Consider the following 19149-nt stretch of genomic DNA (forward strand, 5'->3'; position numbering starts at 1 on the left):
ATATAAGCAAAAAAGCAACCCCGGAAGGTTGCTTTTTTAATATAATAAACACTAATCTATTAATAACGAGCTTCTACTGCACTCCAATCGATTATCTTCCACAATTCGGCAAGATGGTCTGCACGACGGTTTTGGTAATCAAGATAATAAGCATGTTCCCATACGTCGAATCCCAAAAGCGGGGTCAAGCCCTTTGTGATAGGATTTCCGGCATTAGGCTCTTTTGTAATTTCCAGGTTGCCCGCGTTATCTTTAGCCAGCCATACCCAGCCCGATCCGAATACTGCTGTACCAGCTGTAACAAATTCTTTTTTGAAGCTTTCGAACGAACCCCATTTTTTGTTAATGGCCTCAGCAAGTTTACCTTTAGGTTCACCACCTCCGTTAGGACTGAAAGAAAGGAAATATATATTGTGATTCAATGTCTGTCCTGCATTGTTGAAAATAGCGCCGTCACTCTCTTTTACAATTGTTTCAAGGTCGGCATTCTCGAATTTTGTTCCGGGAACAAGATTATTCAGGTTTGTTATATAAGTCTGAAGGTGCTTACCATAATGTAACTCGATAGTCTGTTGGCTTATAACCGGTTCTAAAGCATTTGTTGCATATGGCAACTTTGGTAATTCAAATTTCATAGCTTTTGTTTTTTGATTGTTATTATTATCGTTGTTTATATTTTGTGCTTTTATATTACCAATAAGTAATACAGAGAGCGTTAGACACGTAAAAAATATCCTTTTCATAAACTTCTGTTTTTTAGTGTGTATGCAAATTTAACAATCTTAATCCGATATTTGTTTAACAATTGGCTGATAATTATCATAAATTGTTTTTAAGGGTTTATCGCTAAAATCTATATGTATTGATTGTGATATAAATACAGACTATATTTCTTAAATTATATAGATAAAGATTTTAGAAAAAGATATCAGAATAAATATGTACTTTTGTTATCAAAATTATCAAGTATATGCTCTTTGTAGATTCATCCTTTATTTTATCGGAAATCATAGAAGAAAATCACCAGTTGATCCCCGTTATAAACCGTTTCGGAATAAAGCTGGGACTGGGAGATAGTACTATTGCCGATATTTGCAGGAAAGCAAATATCAATACGGAGTTTTTCCTGGCCATACTCAATACTTTTCTGAATGAGGACTACTTCCCTGAGCGCAAACTTCAAAAATTCGATATCGAACTGGTAATTACGTATATAAAGCAGACTGATGCATACCTGATACACGGACAACTTCATAATCTGGAAAAGCATCTGAACGCTTTTATATCTATGAGCGACCCTAATAATCCTCAGTTGAAACTGATAAGCCGCCTGTTCACAGAGTTTAAGAACGAACTGATCGGGCAGATTGAGCAGGGGATGATGAAAGGAGACGCTCCCCTAGCCCTCCTTACAGACCTTAAAAGCATCATAATTAAACATATATCCGGCAACTTCAACGAAAACATGTGCTATGCCACTATATTTACCATAGACAGTTTTCAACGGGATTTGGAGAAGCACAACCGAATAAGGGAGAAGATTTTAAAACCCATGATCGCTGATTTGTCCGAATCAGGGGTAGAAGATCTACAGGAACTGATATCGGTTAGCCATGCTATCAAGGCAACAAAAGCTCAGGCTTTGTCGCAGCGCGAACTGGACGTTCTCCGGCTTGTAGCATTGGGACTACTAAATAAGGAGGTGGCCGATAAACTCAATATAAGCCTGAACACCGTATTGTCGCACCGAAAGAATATCACGGCCAAACTGGGAATAAAAACAGTATCAGGATTGATATTCTATTGCATGACAAACGGATATATAACCGCCGACGAAATAGAACTATAATATTATGGACAAGCTAAACCGTTACATATCTTTCGAACTGCTCTTTGCTCTGTTATTTATCATCGCATTTTCGTTACCGTGGCTCGATATGGGATTGGTAAAAATCGTAGGTTGGGATATACCCGACATACAGAAGAAAGTAACAAAAGTCACTAATTTCTTCTCCCGTAATAAGGAATCGGTTTATACTACATATGTAGTTTATCTTGTTCCTCTTCTCAGCATCTTCAGCGCCGTATTATGGCTGTCTCTCAAAAAGAAATCAGCACGCATACTTCTTATGGTAGCAGGCATATTGGCCTTCGTCGTATCCCTCAATCTTTTCTATAAACTTCCGAAATATGGAAGCGGGGTGTATCTACTTTTCGCCACTTCAATTCTGTCGGTCGCATATTTAATAATCATATTTCGAAAAAAGAAAGTTAAACCGGCTATAGAAGATGATAACCTGTTGGATAACCCCGGCCCCGAAAATATGCAGCCTCTATAACCTGGTACATTAATGATGTATTACTTTAATATTCTCATTGTTATATGTACTCAAACCCGTCACAACCATCTCTTAGTCAAGATTGGCTCACAATTTCTTTTGTTTTGATATTTGTAGCTATAATAGCTGTTAATATAAGAATAACCCCGACCCACCGTGTATTATCTACAGATTCGTGAAGGATAAATGCCGAAGATAAAATTGCTACAGGTAATTCTACTGCACTTAATATGGCTCCAATAGAAACACCTACACGCGGTATACCCATCGAAAAAAGAAGCGGAGGGATAACAGTACCAAGTAAAGCCAGAATTAATCCCCAAAAGACCAATCCTTCCCAGTATATACCGTTGAAGAAAAACATAGGAGGAAAAATAATCCAGGTGATAGCACATGAACCGGTAATCATCAATGCACTCTTTTTCAATACAGGAAGATCATTGCCTACACGCCCGCTGGTCATCAGAAATATAGCATAACAAGTTGCCGCCAGTAAACCGAAGACAATACCTTTCAGATTAAGAATTATTTCCTGACTGAATATTCCACCGGCCAGAAGCGTACCTAAGAGGACAACGCCAAGCAGCAACAGTTGCTTCCGGCTTGGCTTTTTCTTAAATACGATAGCTTCGATCAGTATACTTATCCACAAATATTGCATAAGCAAAATAATAGCCACAGATGCAGGTAACAATCTGACACACTGATAGTAGAATATTCCAACCAAACCGGTAAAGGTTCCTGACAGGGTAATTTTCCACCAACTGGTCTCAGATTTTATTACTTTTGCCTCTTCCGGTTTATCTTTTCTTTTAAACGATTTGGTGACCATATATAGCATCCATAAGATAACCATTCCCGAAAAAGACTGAGTACCTGTAATTTCGCCTAGCGTATAACCATTAGCATAAGCAAATTTTACAATAGTAGACAACAGGCCAAAGCTGGCTGCCCCCACGAATACCAGCAGCCCACCTTTTATTCTTTCATTCATAATATTTAAGTTATTTATTGCCATTCTAACATACTTTTTTTTCAGAAGAAGACACACAAAAAGGGAGTACCCTTTTGCGGATACCCCCTCCATTTGTTTTATCGTTCGTATATAATATCAGATAGAAATATCATATACGGGTTGGTACTGCAAAATTACAAAATTTATTCTCCTGGTCAAAATATAAAAAAATAAAGTGCTCAAATCCAGCTTTTGATTGACATGCAACAATAATGTTAATAACAAAAAACATCTAACAACTAAATAAATTTCTTTGCTACAGATAATCAAACCTATAGAAATTATCATCAGAGTAGAATCATTACGTGCTTAGTAATCAGAATAAGAAAGGTATCAGCTAATAACCAAAAATAGCTATCTTTGCTCTCTGATAATTAAATAAATTTATAAGGGATAGACTAAACATTTAGTCTGATAGAATGTTTTAAAATTAAATATGAAGAAAATAGTTATTGCAATCGACGGTTTTTCATCGAACGGTAAAAGTACAATGGCTAAAAGCCTGGCAAAACAAATCGGATACATCTACATCGACAGCGGGGCCATGTACCGAGCGGTTACACTTTACTGCATACAACAGAATTTATTCGAAGATGGTAAACTAAACGAAAGTAAATTGCATAACGAAATAAAGAATATAAAAATAGAATTTCATCTAAATAAAGATACAGGAGCGCCTGACACATATCTTAACGGAGAAAAAGTTGAATCCGCTATTCGTAGCATGGAGGTTTCTTCAAAAGTAAGTATTGTTAGTGCCATTCCATTTGTACGTCATGCAATGGTTGCCTTACAGCAGAAAATGGGTGAGGCTAAAGGCATAGTAATGGACGGAAGAGATATCGGCACAGTTGTATTTCCTAACGCTGAAATGAAAGTCTTTGTCACAGCAGACGCAACGATAAGGGCACAACGACGCTTCGATGAATTACGTTCGAAAGGCAATACAGAAACAACTTTTGATGAAGTATTAGAAAATTTAAAGTCCAGAGACCACATGGATCAGACGCGGGCCGAAAGCCCTCTGATAAAAGCAGATGACGCCATCCTTCTGGACAATTCACATATGACCATTGATGAACAGATGCAATGGTTGCTGGAAAAGTTCAAACAAATAACAACAAACTAAATGAGTAATATAGAGATAGACGCAAAATCAGGTTTCTGTTTTGGAGTGGTCAACGCGATAAAAAAAGCGGAAGAGGAACTCGCAAAAGGAGGCACATTGTATTGCCTTGGTGATATAGTCCACAATAATCTGGAAGTTGACAGGCTTGAACAACTGGGCTTGAAAACAATCAATCACGAGGAATTTGCAAAATTGAAAGATGCCCGGGTTTTATTGAGGGCACACGGCGAACCGCCATCAACATATCAGATTGCAAAGGACAATAATATTGAAATTATCGATGCTTCATGCCCGGTCGTGCTTCGCCTGCAAAAAAAGATACACGACAAATATGATAATGAGAAAGATAATAATACACAGATCGTTATCTATGGAAAAAATGGTCATGCCGAGGTAAATGGGCTCTTAGGCCAGACTGAATCAACTGCAATTGTCATTGAAAAGAAAGAGGATTTGGAAAAACTCGACTTCTCAAAAAATATATGCCTGTTCTCACAAACGACCAAACCTCTCGATGGATTTCAGGAGATCATAGATATCATGCAGAGCCGTATGATAGGCGACGCCAAATTTGAATTCTTTGACACTATCTGCCGTCAGGTATCGAACCGCATTCCGAATATCAAAGAGTTTGCATCCAAAAATGATATTATCTTCTTTGTAGCCGGAGAAAAGAGTTCGAATGGTAAAGTACTTTTTGCCGAATGTAAGAAATACAATCCAAACTCTTATTTCATAACCACGCCTTCAGATATCGATCCCGATGTTGTAAGTAAGACTGCATCCATCGGAATTTGTGGTGCTACCTCCACACCAAAATGGCAGATGGAAGAGGTTGAAGCCAAGATAAATGAAATAAGATCGGTATTAGTTTAGCCAAATTGCTTTAAAAAATTACCGAATCAGCCATTTTATTCTTACTTTTGTACCTGATTTTTTAACGTGCAAAAAAGAGAATAAAATATTAGTAAAACTATGTCTACAATCAAGTGTATCGGTATTTTAACATCTGGAGGCGATGCTCCCGGTATGAATGCTGCAATTCGTGCTGTCACTCGTGCTGCTATTTATAACGGGCTGGAAGTAAAAGGTATTATGCGTGGTTATAAGGGGCTGATATTCGATGAAATAGAACCTTTCAGAACCAATAGTGTAAGTAATATAATACAACAAGGTGGTACAATTCTCAAAACCGCCCGTAGTAAAGAATTTCAAACGCCGGAAGGTCGTAAGATCGCTTTTGAAGCACTGCAAAGAGAAGGTATTGATGCATTGGTAGTTATCGGCGGAGACGGTTCCCTTACCGGAGCACGTATATTTGCGCAGGAGTTCAACTATCCTATCGTTGGCTTACCCGGAACAATTGATAACGACTTGCAAGGTACCGACCTTACCATTGGATATGATACTGCCTTGAATACCATTATGCAGGCTGTAGATAAGATACGTGATACTGCAAGCTCACACGAACGGCTGTTCTTTATAGAGGTGATGGGACGTGAATGTGGTTTCCTTGCCCTGAACGGTGCCATTGCATCGGGTGCCGAGGCAGCTATTATCCCTGAAATGATGCTGCAACAAGACCAGTTGGGAGATTTGATCTCGAACGGTTTCCGCAAAAGCAAAAACAGTAGTTTAGTCCTTGTAACCGAAGGCGATATCACCGGAGGTGCAATGGCTATGGCTGAACGTGTGAAAACAGAATATCCGCAATACGATGTACGTGTTACTATTTTGGGACATGTGCAACGTGGAGGCTCTCCTACCGCCAACGACCGGATTCTGGCAAGCAGAATGGGTGCAGCGGCAATTGATGCGTTATTGGACGGACAACGTAATGTGATGATTGGCATACAGAATGACGAAATAGTAAATGTGCCTTTCTCAAAAGCGATCAAGAAGAATAAGCCGTTACAACAAGACTTGGTAAATACGCTGAAGATACTTTCTATATAATAGAAAAAGTATCTCGAGTATCAAAATAAGAAATACAGAGCCTGTTTGACAGGCTCTGTATTTCGTTTATAGAAGCCTGTAAGAAAAGCACCTTTTATACTCTTACTATTTCGCTCATAATTTTTATCTTTCTTATTATTATCCATTTGCTATAACATACCTTATAGATAAATTACTTCTAATTTAATACATCTATTATTTCAACTGCTCCTAACAAACATTTCAAAACATATTATTATCCTGACTTATCGTTATAGTCCAAATCATACATATCTATGTACCTCTTTCAATCATTTAACCTGCAACCGTTTGCAGGCTAAATTTGTCGATTAAACAGTTAAACAAAAACCAGCATAAATAAATTACGTTAGTTTTACATTCACTTCTACCTATTGATAATTCAATCTAATTTTAATCATGAAAAAGTTCCATTTTTTATTCTTGTTCTTATTAATATTTGTAGCATGTAGCGACAATGATGATCCCATTATAGTACCGAAACAGCCATCCGCCTCTGAGAGCCTAAGAGATGGAATAACTATTATCAGTGACGATTCCTTAGCCTTTGTATTATTCGCACCCGGTAAGCAATCAGTATATCTTATCGGCGATTTCAATAACTGGAAAGTGTCTGAGGCATACAAAATGAATCAGGAGGATGACCGTTTCTGGATAAAGATCGGTGGTTTGGAAAAAGGCAAAGAATACATATGCCAATATCTGATCGATAATAAAATAAGGGTTGCAGACCCTTATGCATCCAAAATATCAGATCCCAATAATGATAAGTATATCAATATGGAATATGAGATATATCCGGATTTGATTACACCTTCTACAAAAACTACCGGCCTGTCTATGGTAGTGAATACCTCACCTGTCAAATATTCCTGGAATATATCCGATTTTAGCCTTCAGAATCCTGAAAACATGGTTGTTTATGAAGTGCTTATCCGCGATTTTACGGAGAAACGAAGCATAAAAGGAGTGCAAGAGAAACTCGATTATATAAAGAACCTGGGAGTAAATGCGATAGAGCTCATGCCGTTCAATGAGTTTGAAGGGAATGACAGTTGGGGATACAATCCGTCTTTCTATTTCGCCACCGATAAAGCATATGGTACCTCAAACGATTATAAAGCTTTCATCGACGCCTGCCACCAAAACGGTATAGCCGTAATTATGGATATGGTACTGAATCACAGTTATAGCCAAAGCCCTATGGTCACCATGTATAAGAATGAGAATGATGATAATATAGGGGATAATCCATGGTACAATAAGGAGTCTCCCAACTCTGTTTATTCCTGGGGGTACGACTTCAATCACGAAAGCAAATATACTCAGGCCTTTGTAGACAGTGTTTGCTCATACTGGATGAAAGAGTATAAAGTGGATGGTTTCCGCTTCGACTTTACAAAAGGTTTTACCAATACTAAAGGAGATGGCAATGCATTTGACCAGGCCCGTATTAATATACTGAAAAGAATGGTGAGTGAAATCCGCAAGCGTAATCCTGATGCGATCGTTATCTTTGAACATCTGGCGGATAATAGTGAAGAGAAGGTGCTGTCCGACTATGGAATTTATCTTTGGGGTAACATCAACTACAACTTCAACGAAGTGACCATGGGTTGGGGGCATGAGATGGGAGACAATAAAAAACTGAAAGGAGATATCAATTGGGCTTCATACAAGGTACGGGGCTGGACAAAGCCAAACCTTGTGGCTTATATGGAAAGCCACGACGAGGAACGTATCATGTTCAAAAACAACATGTATGGCAATACAAACAACCCGTCTTACAATGTGCAGGAGTTACCTGTCGGACTGGCACGTACAGAAGCTGCCGCTGTTATCCTGATGTCGCTTCCCGGGCCAAAGATGATCTGGCAGTTTGGCGAATTGGGATATGACTACTCAATCAATGCCCGTGAGGATGGTGAGTGGATAAAAGACTATGAAGACGGACGCTTTCGTACAGCTAAGAAACCAATCAAATGGGACTATTTAGAAGATACAAACAGGAAAGCCTTGCATGATGTATATGCCAAAATGAACAAGTTGCGTACGACCAATTCTATTTTCTCTACCACTGATTATACTATCGGTATTGGCGACAACTTCAAGCAAATACTGCTAAAATCGGCTGAAGGCGATGTATGTGCTATTGCAAACTTCGCTATTGAACCCACGACTGCAACCGTAAACTTCGGTAAGGCAGGAACATGGCAGGATTATTTCACCGGCAAGACTTTGGTTGTAAATGAATCGACACAAGAAATAACACTGGATCCGGGCGAATATTATCTGTACTTCAGCAAGTAATCAGCTTAGGACGGTAGCCACAATATGGCGGCTGCCTCCATGGTTGCGAAACTCGCACAGATAGATTCCCTGCCAGATACCCATATTAAGACGGCTCTTTGTAATCGGTATAGTAAGACTAACCCCAGCAAGAGTCGTCTTTGCATGTGCAGGCATATCGTCATCACCTTCCATAGTATGAACATAGTAAGGCTCACGTTCGCGTATCAGACGATTGAAAATAGATTCCATATCCTCCCGCACATCGGGATCGGCATTCTCATTGATGGTGAGAGCTGCAGAGGTATGCTTTATGAACAGATGCAGCAAACCTGCCTGAGGTAAAGCAGGCAGGTTTTCCATTATTTCTTCTGTTACCAGATGAAAGCCTCTGTTTCGGGGCTGTAATGAGAATTCTATCTGGTTGACCATAATTACAAGCAGTTTTCGGCATGATAAGAAGATCGAACCAATGGGCCGCTCTCAACATAATCGAATCCCTTGCTTAAGGCAACTTCCTTGAAACGCTTAAACTCATCCGGATGAATGTATGAAACCACAGGCAGATGCTTGCGGGATGGTTGCAAATACTGGCCGATTGTCAACACCGAGCAATTCGATGCCCGGAGATCATCCATTAACTGGAATATCTCGTCGGTAGTTTCTCCCAAACCGACCATCATCCCCGATTTAGCTTTCAATCCATTATCTGCAATACGCTTCAATACTGACAGGCTTATATCATATTTTGCCGCGCTGCGTACTTTCGGGGTAAGGCTTCTTACTGTTTCCATATTATGCGAGATAACATTCGGAGCAGCCTTGCATACCATATCTACAAATTCAAATTTCCCCTGAAAATCAGGAATCAATACTTCAATAGTAGTAGAGGGATTCACCTGACGTACTTTATTGATGGTATCTACCCAGTGCTGAGCCCCCTGATCCGGCAGGTCGTCCCTGTCAACCGAAGTTATCACAGCATGCTTAAGCCCCATCAACTGTATAGATTTGGCAACATTTGCCGGTTCGAAAGGATTCAAAGCCAGTGGACGTCCGGTCTTTGTATTACAGAACTTGCATGAGCGGGTACATATATCACCGCCGATCATAAATGTGGCAGTTCCCCTCCCCCAGCATTCACCCATATTCGGGCAACGTCCGCTGGTGCAAATTGTATGTAATCCATGTGATTCTACTATATTTAAAGTTTCGGAGAAATGGTCGCTACCTCCCAGTTTTATTTTCAACCAGTCCGGTTTTTTTACATGTTCCATCTATATTGTGAATTATGATTTTAGAAAATATAAAACAAAGATAAGCCTTAGAATGTTTCCCATGAAAATAGTAAGGGTTAAAAAGTCATCTATTTATACTATCATTGATAGATGAACAAAATACAAAACGAAAGAACAACCATTATTTACCATTACTCAGCTTCACATACATTGACAATATATAGTTAAAAGGTAATAAAGGTTACACCCTTTTCAGTAATCAGTCAATAACTTATTTCGTATTTCGTAACTGCCCACAAGGCGAAGTAACTTGTAACTTATAAGACTTGGCTTATTACTTTCAACTTACTACTTATTCAAATCTGTCAAAGAACTATAAGCTAACAGCTAATAGCTAATAGCTTATCATATAGATAAACTCTTTCAAAAAAAATAAATTTCGTGGTTTACCCTAACTCTATTCACTATATTGAAAAAAATGTTTAATTTTGCAGCCTGAAACATTTTAATGTAGAAATGATAAACCGCGTTCTTATCCGTATCAGAGTTGTCCAAATACTGTTTTCGTACAGTCAGGGTGAAACTACAGACATGAGGAAAGCCGAAAACGAGCTTCTTTTCAGTCTGCAAAAATCATACGATTTATACTTCTATCTACTGTCACTTTTGGTTGAACTTACCGACTCTTATGCCCAGAAAGTCGACAACCGCAAGTCAAAACTTTTGCCCACAGAAGAAGATATAAAGCCAAACATCAGGTTGTTAAACAATAAGTTTATTCTTCAATTGAGAGAAAACCTCGAATTGGATAAATATCTTAAAGACAGGCCTTTTTCCTGGTACGACCACGATACTTTCGTTCGTAAAATGCTTGAGAACATCCTCAATTCGGATATCTATAAAGAATATATGGACTGTGATTCCCATAGTTATGATGACGACCGTGAGTTTTGGCGCAAAACATTCAAGCATGTCATCTGTACCGATGAAGAATTATACACCTTGCTCGAGGATGAAAGCCTTTACTGGAATGACGACATCGAAATCATCGAATCTTTTGTCCTGAAAACGATTAAAAGGTTTGAAGAGAATAAGGGAGCCGCTCAGGAGTTACTTCCTATGTTCAAAGATGATTCCGACAGGGAATTCGCCGTAAAATTACTTCGTGAATCCCTCTGGAATGGCAAGGAATACCGCGAACTGATAGATAAGTATACCAAGAACTGGGAATCGGAACGTATCGCCCTCATGGACATGGTAATAATGCAGATAGCAATAGGTGAAATAGTGAGTTTCCCATCCATACCGATAAGCGTAACTCTGAACGAATATATCGACATAGCAAAATCGTACAGCACAGCCAAAAGTGCATCATTTATAAACGGTATTCTGGATGCAATTGTAAAAGAACTAAAGGAAGAAAAGAAGATAATTAAGAAATAATAATATTTATCATATTTTCACCTTCACTCTAATTCAAAATAATCGCTTATATTTGTAAAGCTTTTTTAGGAAAGGAGAAAAATCAAGAATAATATAAATCAAATATTAAAGAATCTATGACTTTATTAAATGTATTATTACAAGCAGCCGAAGGTGGTGCACCTGCCGGCGGAGGTTTTCTGGGATTAGGTAGCAGCGGTAGCATGATCGTGATGATGGTGCTTTTATTTGCCATCATGTATTTCTTTATGATACGTCCGCAACAAAAGAAACAAAAAGCGTTGCAGGAAGCACGTAATGCTATCAAAGTAGGCGACAAAGTAGTTACTGCCGGAGGTATCCACGGAAAAGTGAAAGAAGTAAACGATTCCACATTTGTGCTGGAAATCGCCGACGGAATAAAAATTACAATCGAAAAATCTTCTGTTTACGTTTCAGCTGCTGATACTCAGGCTAACAACAGATAATTCTTTTGAATGAAACATAAAAGTCAGGTATAGCTATATGAGCGATACTAGAAATATCATCATACAAGAAGTCAGATCGTTTTTCACCAATATATCATGGAAAAAGATACTGACTTTTTTGTTTTTTGTATTGCTTTCCTCAGTTTTTTGGATGATGCAGGTCTATCGCCAAAAATTTGAGTCTACTCTTACTATACCTGTTAAATATGTAAATGTACCCGACAGCATCGTTTTCGAAAACGAGCTGCCGTTGAAAATATATGTACGTATAAAAGACGATGGGGCCGCCATGTTCAAATACTATTTCACTCATAGAAACGACTCTTTGGAAGTGGATGTGAGGGATATAGTGAAAGGAACACAGGAAAAAGTGATACAGGGCCGGAACTTCGAACAATTGGTCCGGGGAAAACTCTTCGCTTCTTCAGAACTGATAAGCTACTCCCCCACCCGTGTATCCTATGCCTATGCCGTACTGCACCAAAAGAAACTGCCCGTTATATACGACGGATATATAAGTTTGGCATCAGGTTATCTGATCGACGGGGAACTGACAATCGAACCCGATTCGGTGCTTGTATATGGCAGCCGTGCTGCATTGGATACACTGCATTATGCCCACACTGTGAACGATACACTCAGAGAAGTGACCGAGGATAAAAAAATGCTGGTAGCAATGAAGCAAACCAAAGGCATTCGGTTTGTACCTAACACTGTGGAACTAAATGTATCGGTAGATAAATTCAGTACAAAGGAAGTAGAAGTTCCCATCGAATGTATCAATCTGCCGGAAAATCTGACAATCAAGTTTTTCCCGTCATCAATCAAGATACCATTCTTTGTAGGTATAAAAAGATACAATGACATTTCGTCTCACGACTTTCAGGTAATTGTAGACTATAATGATCTCAAAGACCTGAAAGAGGCTTCGATCCCCGTACGGATAACTGAAAGTCCGGATTATATACAGACCAAAGGACCTGTTCCGTCCGAAGTAGAATTTGTCCTGGAACAAAAATAAAGGCAGCAGACTTTTTTATTTGCCTCTACATGCAATATATCAATACATTCTTTTACACGAATAATAATCCCTCATAGAATGATCAAATTAGGTATAACAGGAGGAATAGGCAGTGGTAAATCTACCGTTTCGGAGATATTCTCCCTTTGTAATGTACCTGTTTATATAGCCGATACAGAAAGTAAAAGACTTGTGGCAACTTCACCTGTTATAAAGGAAAAATTGATTAATATCTATGGTAAAGAATTATTTGAGGGTGGTGTGCTGAATAAAGCATTGCTGGCGTCCCATATATTCAATGATAAAGCCAAATTGGAGCAGGTAAACGCAATAATACATCCCGAAGTAGAAAAAGATTTTAAAGAATGGGTGGTTAACCATGCACACAGTCCGGTGATAGCACACGAAGCCGCGATTCTTTTCGAGTCCGGGTTCAATAAACTTATGGACAAGATAGTGATGGTATACACTCCCCTCGAAATAAGGCTGGAACGCACGATGAAACGGGATCATACTACCCGCGAAAAAGTATTGGAACGCATACACAATCAGATGCCTGATGAAGAAAAAGCTAAACTTTCTGATTTTGTAATTGTTAATGATGGTGCACATTCATTGATCGAACAAGTGCTTGACATTCTGAAACAAGTAAAAGACTTATAAAACATAATGGAAATACAAAAATCATATAAAGGTATATTCGAAGCGAATAAGAAATGGGTAGAGAAAATAAATGAGGAAAACCCGGATTTTTTCACCCATCTGGCAGATCAGCAAAACCCGGACTATCTTTACATAGGATGCTCCGACAGCCGCGTGCATGCCAATGAGATAATGGGCCTGCAACCCGGAGAAGTATTTGTTCACCGCAACATTGCTAATATGGTCGTCAACAACGACCTCAACGTATTGTCAGTCATTAATTATGCCGTGGAATACCTCAATGTGAAATATATCATTGTATGCGGACATTACAATTGCGGAGGAATAAAAGCCGCAATGGAACCGAAAGATTTAGGAATACTGAATCCTTGGCTGCGTAATATACGCGATGTGTACCGCCTGCACGAGAAAGAGCTGGATACTATTTCCGATCCGCAAGCCAGATATAACCGCCTGGTAGAAATAAATGTATATGAACAGTGTCTCAATATAATAAAGACAGCAGAAGTACAGAAATCATACCTGGCAAAAGGTTATCCCCGTGTAGCCGGCTGGGTTTACGACCTGAATGACGGCATACTCCACGATCTGGAAATAGACTTTGAAAAAGAATTGAACCGTATCCGTAAGATATACGATCTAACAAAAGGAGAATAAGTCTGACGCAAGTTATAAATTATGAGTTATGAGTTATAAATTAGCTGTTACCACGATATTGCTGGGTATTCTATCTCTTAGTGGTTGTAAACCATCTAAAGCAGATAAAGCCCGTACTCTATCAGTCACTATAGAGCCTCAAAAATATTTTCTAAGTAAAATCGTAGGAAATCACTACGAAGTAAACTGTATTGTGCCATCTGGCTCCAATCCCGAAAGTGCCGATTTCACCCCATCGCAGATGATGGCTTTGGATAAGAGCGTAGCCTACTTCAAAATCGGATATCTGGGAATAGAGAACACATTGATAGATAAAGTATCCCAAAGTAATCCCGAACTTAAAGTCGTAAATTGCTCGCAAGGTATTGAACTTATAGGCGATGCTCATATACATTGTGAAGATGATAATCATGACCACAATCATACGCACGCACATGCTGCAGGTGACCCGCATACATGGAGTTCGGTAAGATCTGCTAAGATTATAGTCGAAAACATGTATAAGGCAGTACTGGAATTGGATGCCAGCAATGAAGCAGACTATACTGCCAATTACGATAGGCTGGTAGCAGAGATAAGCAGCACCGACAGTATCATCAAATCGTATCTGGATAAGTCTCCGAGCAAATCATTTATAATATATCATCCTGCACTCAGTTATTTTGCCGATGAATACGGATTGACCCAATATTCGATCGAACATGAAGGAAAAAACCCGTCGCCGTCACAGTTAAAGGAGCTTATAGATAAAGCAAAAGCTGAAGGGATAAAAGCTGTTTTCATACAGCAGGAGTTCGATACAAAAAATGCTGAAACTATAGCAGAAGCAATAAATGGAAAAACCATCCCCATAAACCCGTTATCATATAACTGGAGTGAGGAAATGATAAAAATAGCCAAGGCTTTGGCACAAGAAAACGAATGAGCAAAATACTTGAAATAAGAGACCTTTCGGTAGGATATGATGACAATCCTTATGTACTGAAAAACGTGAATCTGAATGTTTTCCACGATGATTTTCTCGGTATTATCGGCCCTAATGGCGGAGGGAAGACCACTCTATTGAAAACGATTCTCGGACTCGTAAAACCTACGAACGGTCACATTTCTTTTTTCAGGAATAATGTAAAAACGGATAAGATAAATATCGGCTATCTACCGCAAATAAACCAGATAGACAAAAAATTCCCTATATCTGTGCATGATGTCATACTGTCGGGGCTGACAATCAAACACAGCATATTTTCGCCTTATACCAAAGAGCAAAAAGAGAAAGTCGGTCTAATAGCGCATCAGATGGGACTGGACAAACTTATCAACAGACCTATAGGTGCCTTATCGGGAGGCCAACTCCAACGTACATTGCTTGGACGCGCTATTATAGACGGGCCGGATCTGTTGGTGCTTGATGAACCTAATTCGTATGTAGATAAACGCTTCGAAACTGATTTTTATAAGATACTAGAAGATATTAATAAAGACACCGCCATCGTTCTTGTCTCACATGATGTGGGTACGGTAATATCGCTGGTTAAAAATATAGCCTGTGTGAATGAAGGACTCCATTATCATTCAGGTACCAATATCTCGACCGAATGGCTCGAAGAATCATATTCCTCCTGCCCTATCGAAATTGTCGGTCATGGAGATTTTCCGCATCGGGTATTGGATAAACATGAGGGTTGTGAATGTTGTAAAGATGATTAAGAATTCTACAAAGTTCTACTTCATTTTGTAAGCAGCTTTTTTATTTCCTCCCTGTATACTTCATTTTCGGTTATACCATTGTGCTCTTCGTTTTCTAATGTGATCAGCAAATCCGAATCTTTCAAGGCAGCCTTCAATCTCATAGAGTTATTGTAGCTGATCACCTTGTCATTATTTCCATGAAAGATAACAACAGGCATTTTGCATTCACTTACATATTTATATGTTTCCAACTTATATTTGACCAGAAATCCGGGGATAACAGGACAAATATCCTGGATCACATTCGTAAGACTATAATAAGGAGCTTGCAGAATCAACATATGAGGTTTATTGGTCGCTGCAATCTTTGCAGCCGGCCCCGTTCCGATAGAAAAACCCAGTACAATTATCCGGTCTTCATCGTATAGCTTCTTCATCTCATTATAAGCGAGCTGAATATCGCTGAATAATTGATTCTGGTTGTCAATCTCGCCCCTGCTTTTACCAAATCCCCTGTAATCGAGGAAGAATACATCATAGCCTAAATCTGTGTACACAGAAGCCTGATATCCCCATGAATCAAGAGCCCCGGCATTGCCATGCAGAAAGAAAATCAATCCTTTCGGATTTTCTGTTTTGAACAAGAGGCTATTCAAAGGTGTTCCATCCTCTGCTTTTACATACATTTCCTCAAAATCCTGCTTAAAGCGGAAAGTATAATTATTATCAAGTTTTGTTGGGTAAAAAATCAGTTTTTCCTGAAAAAAGTAAAAGAATCCACATAGTAATATATAGAGTGATAATAAAATCACACATATTCTAATTACTGCTTTCTTCATAGTATATAGTTTAGAAATCTTAATTACTTCAATACCTGTCTTTCCACAATTTTTTCAGCCATTCCACAATTTTGCTTTCAGATGCGTTTTGCTGTGGTTTCCAAAATTGGCGTCCTTTTATTTCTTTTGGCACATAATCCTGCTGCACAAAGTTATTCTCGAAACTGTGGGCATACTTGTAATTTTTACCATAATCCAGCTCTTTCATAAGCTTGGTGGGTGCATTACGCAAATGCAACGGAACCGGCAGGTTACCTGTTTCATTCACCAATGCGATCGCCTCATCTATAGCCATATATGCCGAATTACTCTTTGGAGAAGTTGCCAGATAAACCGTAGCTTCGGCTAAAACTATCCGGCCTTCGGGCCAGCCGATCTTTTGTAAAGTATCGAAGCAGGCATTGGCCAGTAAAAGAGCATTCGGATTTGCCAATCCTATATCTTCGGCTGCTGATATAACCAACCGCCGGGCAATAAACTTAGGGTCTTCACCACCTGCCACCATCCGGGCCAGCCAGTATATCGCCGCATCGGGGTCACTGCCTCTGATAGACTTGATAAAGGCTGAAATAATGTCATAATGCATTTCACCTCCCTTATCGTATGCTGCAGGATTTTCCTGCAAGCGCTCCGTTACAAGTTTATCGGTAATAACAATTTTGTCACTCACATCCGCGCCTGTTACCAGATCGAGTATATTCAGCAGTTTACGGGCATCACCTCCCGAAAAACGAAGCAATGCATTGGTTTCCTGTAATTCTACATTTCGCTCTTTAAGTATAATATCCTGTGTCACGGCACGATGTGCCAACTCTATTAAATCATCTTTATCTAAGGACTGTAAAACGTACACCTGACAACGTGACAACAAGGGCCGTATAACTTCAAAAGAAGGGTTCTCCGTGGTGGCGCCTATTAATGTAATCACCCCCGTTTCTACCGCATTGAGCAACGAATCTTGTTGCGATTTTGAAAAACGGTGGATCTCATCTATAAATAAAATCGGGCTTTTCGTATTAAAAAACTGACTCTTTTTGGCCTGCTCTATCACTTCACGCACATCCTTCACCCCTGAATTTATAGCACTCAGCGTATAGAAAGGGGTATCCAGCGTATTAGCTATAATCTGGGCCAATGTAGTCTTCCCCACTCCGGGAGGCCCCCAAAGGAGGAAAGACGGTATGCGCCCCGATTCTATCATCTTGCGCAGGATAGCCCCTTCACCTACAAGATGCTTTTGTCCTATATATTCGTCCAATGTACGTGGACGCAAACGTTCTGCTAATGGCTGGCTCATATATTTCTTGAGATTATCATAACCCAAATTTACAAAAAGTTTCTATTAGTCCGAAATAGAAAACAGTATTCTCCTGCAAGAACGCTAAGCCGCAGAGTCTAACTCATCACTTATAGCTCATAGTCCATAGCCTATCACCTCATTCACATTCATTAACTATATTTTGTTAAAATCTGACACATCTGACAGCTTTTCCTCTATTTTTCACTTGTTATTTTTAAATTTATTAACTATATATAGTTGAAAAGTAACAAAGGTAACACATGTTTCAGCTTTTAGCTGATAGCCGTTAGCCGATAGCTTATGTACAAAACCTGACAAACCTGACGACTTTTCACACAATTTTTATTGTCACTTTTTCTTCTAAGAACTCCGTGCTACTCCGTTCACTCTGTGGTTAAAAATAAAAGGTAACAAAGGTTACACTATTTCATTCATTTGCTATTAATGCGAATCAGTAGTTGGATTTTAATGTTCAATTTTTTTAACGTGCCGGCCGGCTTGTATTTGGCTCCGCCGATTTGGCTAACGCCGATTTTCAATTCCGCTTCGCTCCAATTCATTTTGCCTTGATGCAAAACGAAACAAAAAATCAAGGCTGCATCCCTCCGGCGACCCAAAACCGCAGCTCCGGTGGGGCAAAATAATACGGAGTCATCTTTTACCGGATTATCAGCCGTGTACAGCAGCTACCCTATTTTGCCCTACACCTCCGCTTTACGGATTGGGTACCCCGCCTGCGGAATGAGGCCGGTATCGCGATGCGGCGACAGGACTGTGTCTTTTCAGGCTTTAGCTCCGCGTGCGTCAGCCCTTGCGCATTAGTGACGCAGGCGGGGTACCCAATCCGTTGCAGGCGGCGTAGAATCAAACGGGGCGATAGCCCGTTTGTTTGATTCAGACGGCAAAACGGTTTTGGGTCGCCGAGGAGCGGAGCGCTAGCCTTTTGGTTCGTTTTGGGCAATGCCAAAATGAACGTTTAAGCGAAACGAAGTGGAGCTGAAAAGAATTGAACATTAAAATCCAACTACTGATTCGCATTATTACTTACTACTTATCCCAATACGTCAAAGAGCTATCGGCTAACAG

At 39.5% G+C, this 19149-nt stretch carries 19 protein-coding genes; 13 read left to right on the forward strand and 6 right to left on the reverse strand.

Annotated elements, in window-relative coordinates:
• Nucleotides 1–59: 59 nt before the first annotated feature.
• On the reverse strand, nt 60–635 hold the full coding sequence (locus HMPREF9455_RS09870; RefSeq protein WP_185095958.1) for a superoxide dismutase: 576 nt from the start codon (nt 633–635) through the stop codon (nt 60–62).
• A gap of 335 nt (nt 636–970) precedes the next feature.
• On the opposite strand from HMPREF9455_RS09870, the gene HMPREF9455_RS09875 reads away from it, so the two are divergent.
• Nucleotides 971–1849, forward strand: a complete 879-nt coding sequence (locus HMPREF9455_RS09875; protein ID WP_006799537.1) for a helix-turn-helix domain-containing protein — start codon at nt 971–973, stop codon at nt 1847–1849.
• A gap of 4 nt (nt 1850–1853) precedes the next feature.
• Nucleotides 1854–2339: a hypothetical protein gene (locus HMPREF9455_RS09880; RefSeq protein ID WP_006799538.1), complete on the forward strand. Its 486-nt coding sequence runs from the start codon at nt 1854–1856 to the stop codon at nt 2337–2339.
• Between the two features lie 76 nt (nt 2340–2415).
• Here HMPREF9455_RS09880 and HMPREF9455_RS09885 read toward each other — a convergent pair whose 3' ends face one another.
• Nucleotides 2416–3333 carry an EamA family transporter gene (locus tag HMPREF9455_RS09885; protein ID WP_006799539.1) on the reverse strand — a complete coding sequence of 306 codons (918 nt, stop codon included), beginning with the start codon at nt 3331–3333 and terminating at the stop codon, nt 2416–2418.
• Between the two features lie 457 nt (nt 3334–3790).
• Between HMPREF9455_RS09885 and cmk the strand changes: the two genes are divergently transcribed.
• From cmk to HMPREF9455_RS09905, 4 genes are all read left to right on the forward strand, one after another.
• Complete coding sequence (cmk, locus tag HMPREF9455_RS09890) at nt 3791–4483, forward strand: (d)CMP kinase (RefSeq protein WP_006799540.1); 693 nt, start codon at nt 3791–3793, stop codon at nt 4481–4483.
• Nucleotides 4484–5359: a 4-hydroxy-3-methylbut-2-enyl diphosphate reductase gene (locus HMPREF9455_RS09895; protein WP_006799541.1), complete on the forward strand. Its 876-nt coding sequence runs from the start codon at nt 4484–4486 to the stop codon at nt 5357–5359.
• A gap of 99 nt (nt 5360–5458) precedes the next feature.
• Nucleotides 5459–6439 carry a 6-phosphofructokinase gene (pfkA, locus tag HMPREF9455_RS09900; RefSeq protein WP_006799542.1) on the forward strand — a complete coding sequence of 327 codons (981 nt, stop codon included), beginning with the start codon at nt 5459–5461 and terminating at the stop codon, nt 6437–6439.
• A 417-nt stretch (nt 6440–6856) separates the two neighbouring features.
• The gene (locus HMPREF9455_RS09905) at nt 6857–8767 is read left to right on the forward strand and encodes an alpha-amylase family glycosyl hydrolase (RefSeq protein ID WP_006799544.1); all 1911 of its coding nucleotides are present in this window, start codon (nt 6857–6859) and stop codon (nt 8765–8767) included.
• Here HMPREF9455_RS09905 and HMPREF9455_RS09910 read toward each other — a convergent pair whose 3' ends face one another.
• Nucleotides 8768–9178, reverse strand: coding sequence for a secondary thiamine-phosphate synthase enzyme YjbQ (locus HMPREF9455_RS09910; protein ID WP_006799545.1), 411 nt, complete (start codon nt 9176–9178; stop codon nt 8768–8770).
• 2 nt (nt 9179–9180) lie between these two features.
• Nucleotides 9181–10023: a lipoyl synthase gene (gene lipA / locus HMPREF9455_RS09915; RefSeq protein WP_006799546.1), complete on the reverse strand. Its 843-nt coding sequence runs from the start codon at nt 10021–10023 to the stop codon at nt 9181–9183.
• A gap of 477 nt (nt 10024–10500) precedes the next feature.
• Here lipA and nusB point away from each other — a divergent pair, with 477 nt between their 5' ends.
• The 7 genes from nusB (at nt 10501) to HMPREF9455_RS09950 (ending at nt 15942) form a co-directional block, all read left to right on the forward strand.
• Nucleotides 10501–11427 carry a transcription antitermination factor NusB gene (nusB, locus tag HMPREF9455_RS09920; RefSeq protein WP_006799547.1) on the forward strand — a complete coding sequence of 309 codons (927 nt, stop codon included), beginning with the start codon at nt 10501–10503 and terminating at the stop codon, nt 11425–11427.
• Between the two features lie 116 nt (nt 11428–11543).
• On the forward strand, nt 11544–11894 hold the full coding sequence (yajC, locus tag HMPREF9455_RS09925) for a preprotein translocase subunit YajC (protein WP_006799548.1): 351 nt from the start codon (nt 11544–11546) through the stop codon (nt 11892–11894).
• 37 nt (nt 11895–11931) lie between these two features.
• Nucleotides 11932–12915, forward strand: a complete 984-nt coding sequence (locus HMPREF9455_RS09930; protein ID WP_006799549.1) for a CdaR family protein — start codon at nt 11932–11934, stop codon at nt 12913–12915.
• A 78-nt stretch (nt 12916–12993) separates the two neighbouring features.
• On the forward strand, nt 12994–13578 hold the full coding sequence (gene coaE / locus HMPREF9455_RS09935) for a dephospho-CoA kinase (RefSeq protein ID WP_006799550.1): 585 nt from the start codon (nt 12994–12996) through the stop codon (nt 13576–13578).
• Between the two features lie 6 nt (nt 13579–13584).
• Nucleotides 13585–14235, forward strand: coding sequence for a carbonic anhydrase (locus HMPREF9455_RS09940; protein ID WP_006799551.1), 651 nt, complete (start codon nt 13585–13587; stop codon nt 14233–14235).
• Between the two features lie 28 nt (nt 14236–14263).
• Complete coding sequence (locus HMPREF9455_RS09945) at nt 14264–15160, forward strand: metal ABC transporter solute-binding protein, Zn/Mn family (RefSeq protein WP_006799552.1); 897 nt, start codon at nt 14264–14266, stop codon at nt 15158–15160.
• The gene (locus HMPREF9455_RS09950; RefSeq protein WP_006799553.1) at nt 15157–15942 is read left to right on the forward strand and encodes a metal ABC transporter ATP-binding protein; all 786 of its coding nucleotides are present in this window, start codon (nt 15157–15159) and stop codon (nt 15940–15942) included. Before HMPREF9455_RS09945 ends, HMPREF9455_RS09950 begins: the two co-directional genes overlap by 4 nt.
• Before the next feature lie 20 nt (nt 15943–15962).
• On the opposite strand, the gene HMPREF9455_RS09955 is transcribed toward HMPREF9455_RS09950, so the two are convergent.
• Both HMPREF9455_RS09955 and HMPREF9455_RS09960 read right to left on the reverse strand, forming a co-directional pair.
• Nucleotides 15963–16763 (reverse strand): alpha/beta hydrolase, encoded by an 801-nt coding sequence (locus tag HMPREF9455_RS09955; RefSeq protein ID WP_006799554.1) that lies wholly within the window; start codon nt 16761–16763, stop codon nt 15963–15965.
• A 28-nt stretch (nt 16764–16791) separates the two neighbouring features.
• The gene (locus HMPREF9455_RS09960) at nt 16792–18060 is read right to left on the reverse strand and encodes a replication-associated recombination protein A (RefSeq protein ID WP_006799555.1); all 1269 of its coding nucleotides are present in this window, start codon (nt 18058–18060) and stop codon (nt 16792–16794) included.
• Nucleotides 18061–19149 lie beyond the last annotated feature (1089 nt).

Source organism: Dysgonomonas gadei ATCC BAA-286, from assembly GCF_000213555.1.
In the GTDB taxonomy this organism is placed as follows: Bacteria; Bacteroidota; Bacteroidia; order Bacteroidales; family Dysgonomonadaceae; genus Dysgonomonas; species Dysgonomonas gadei.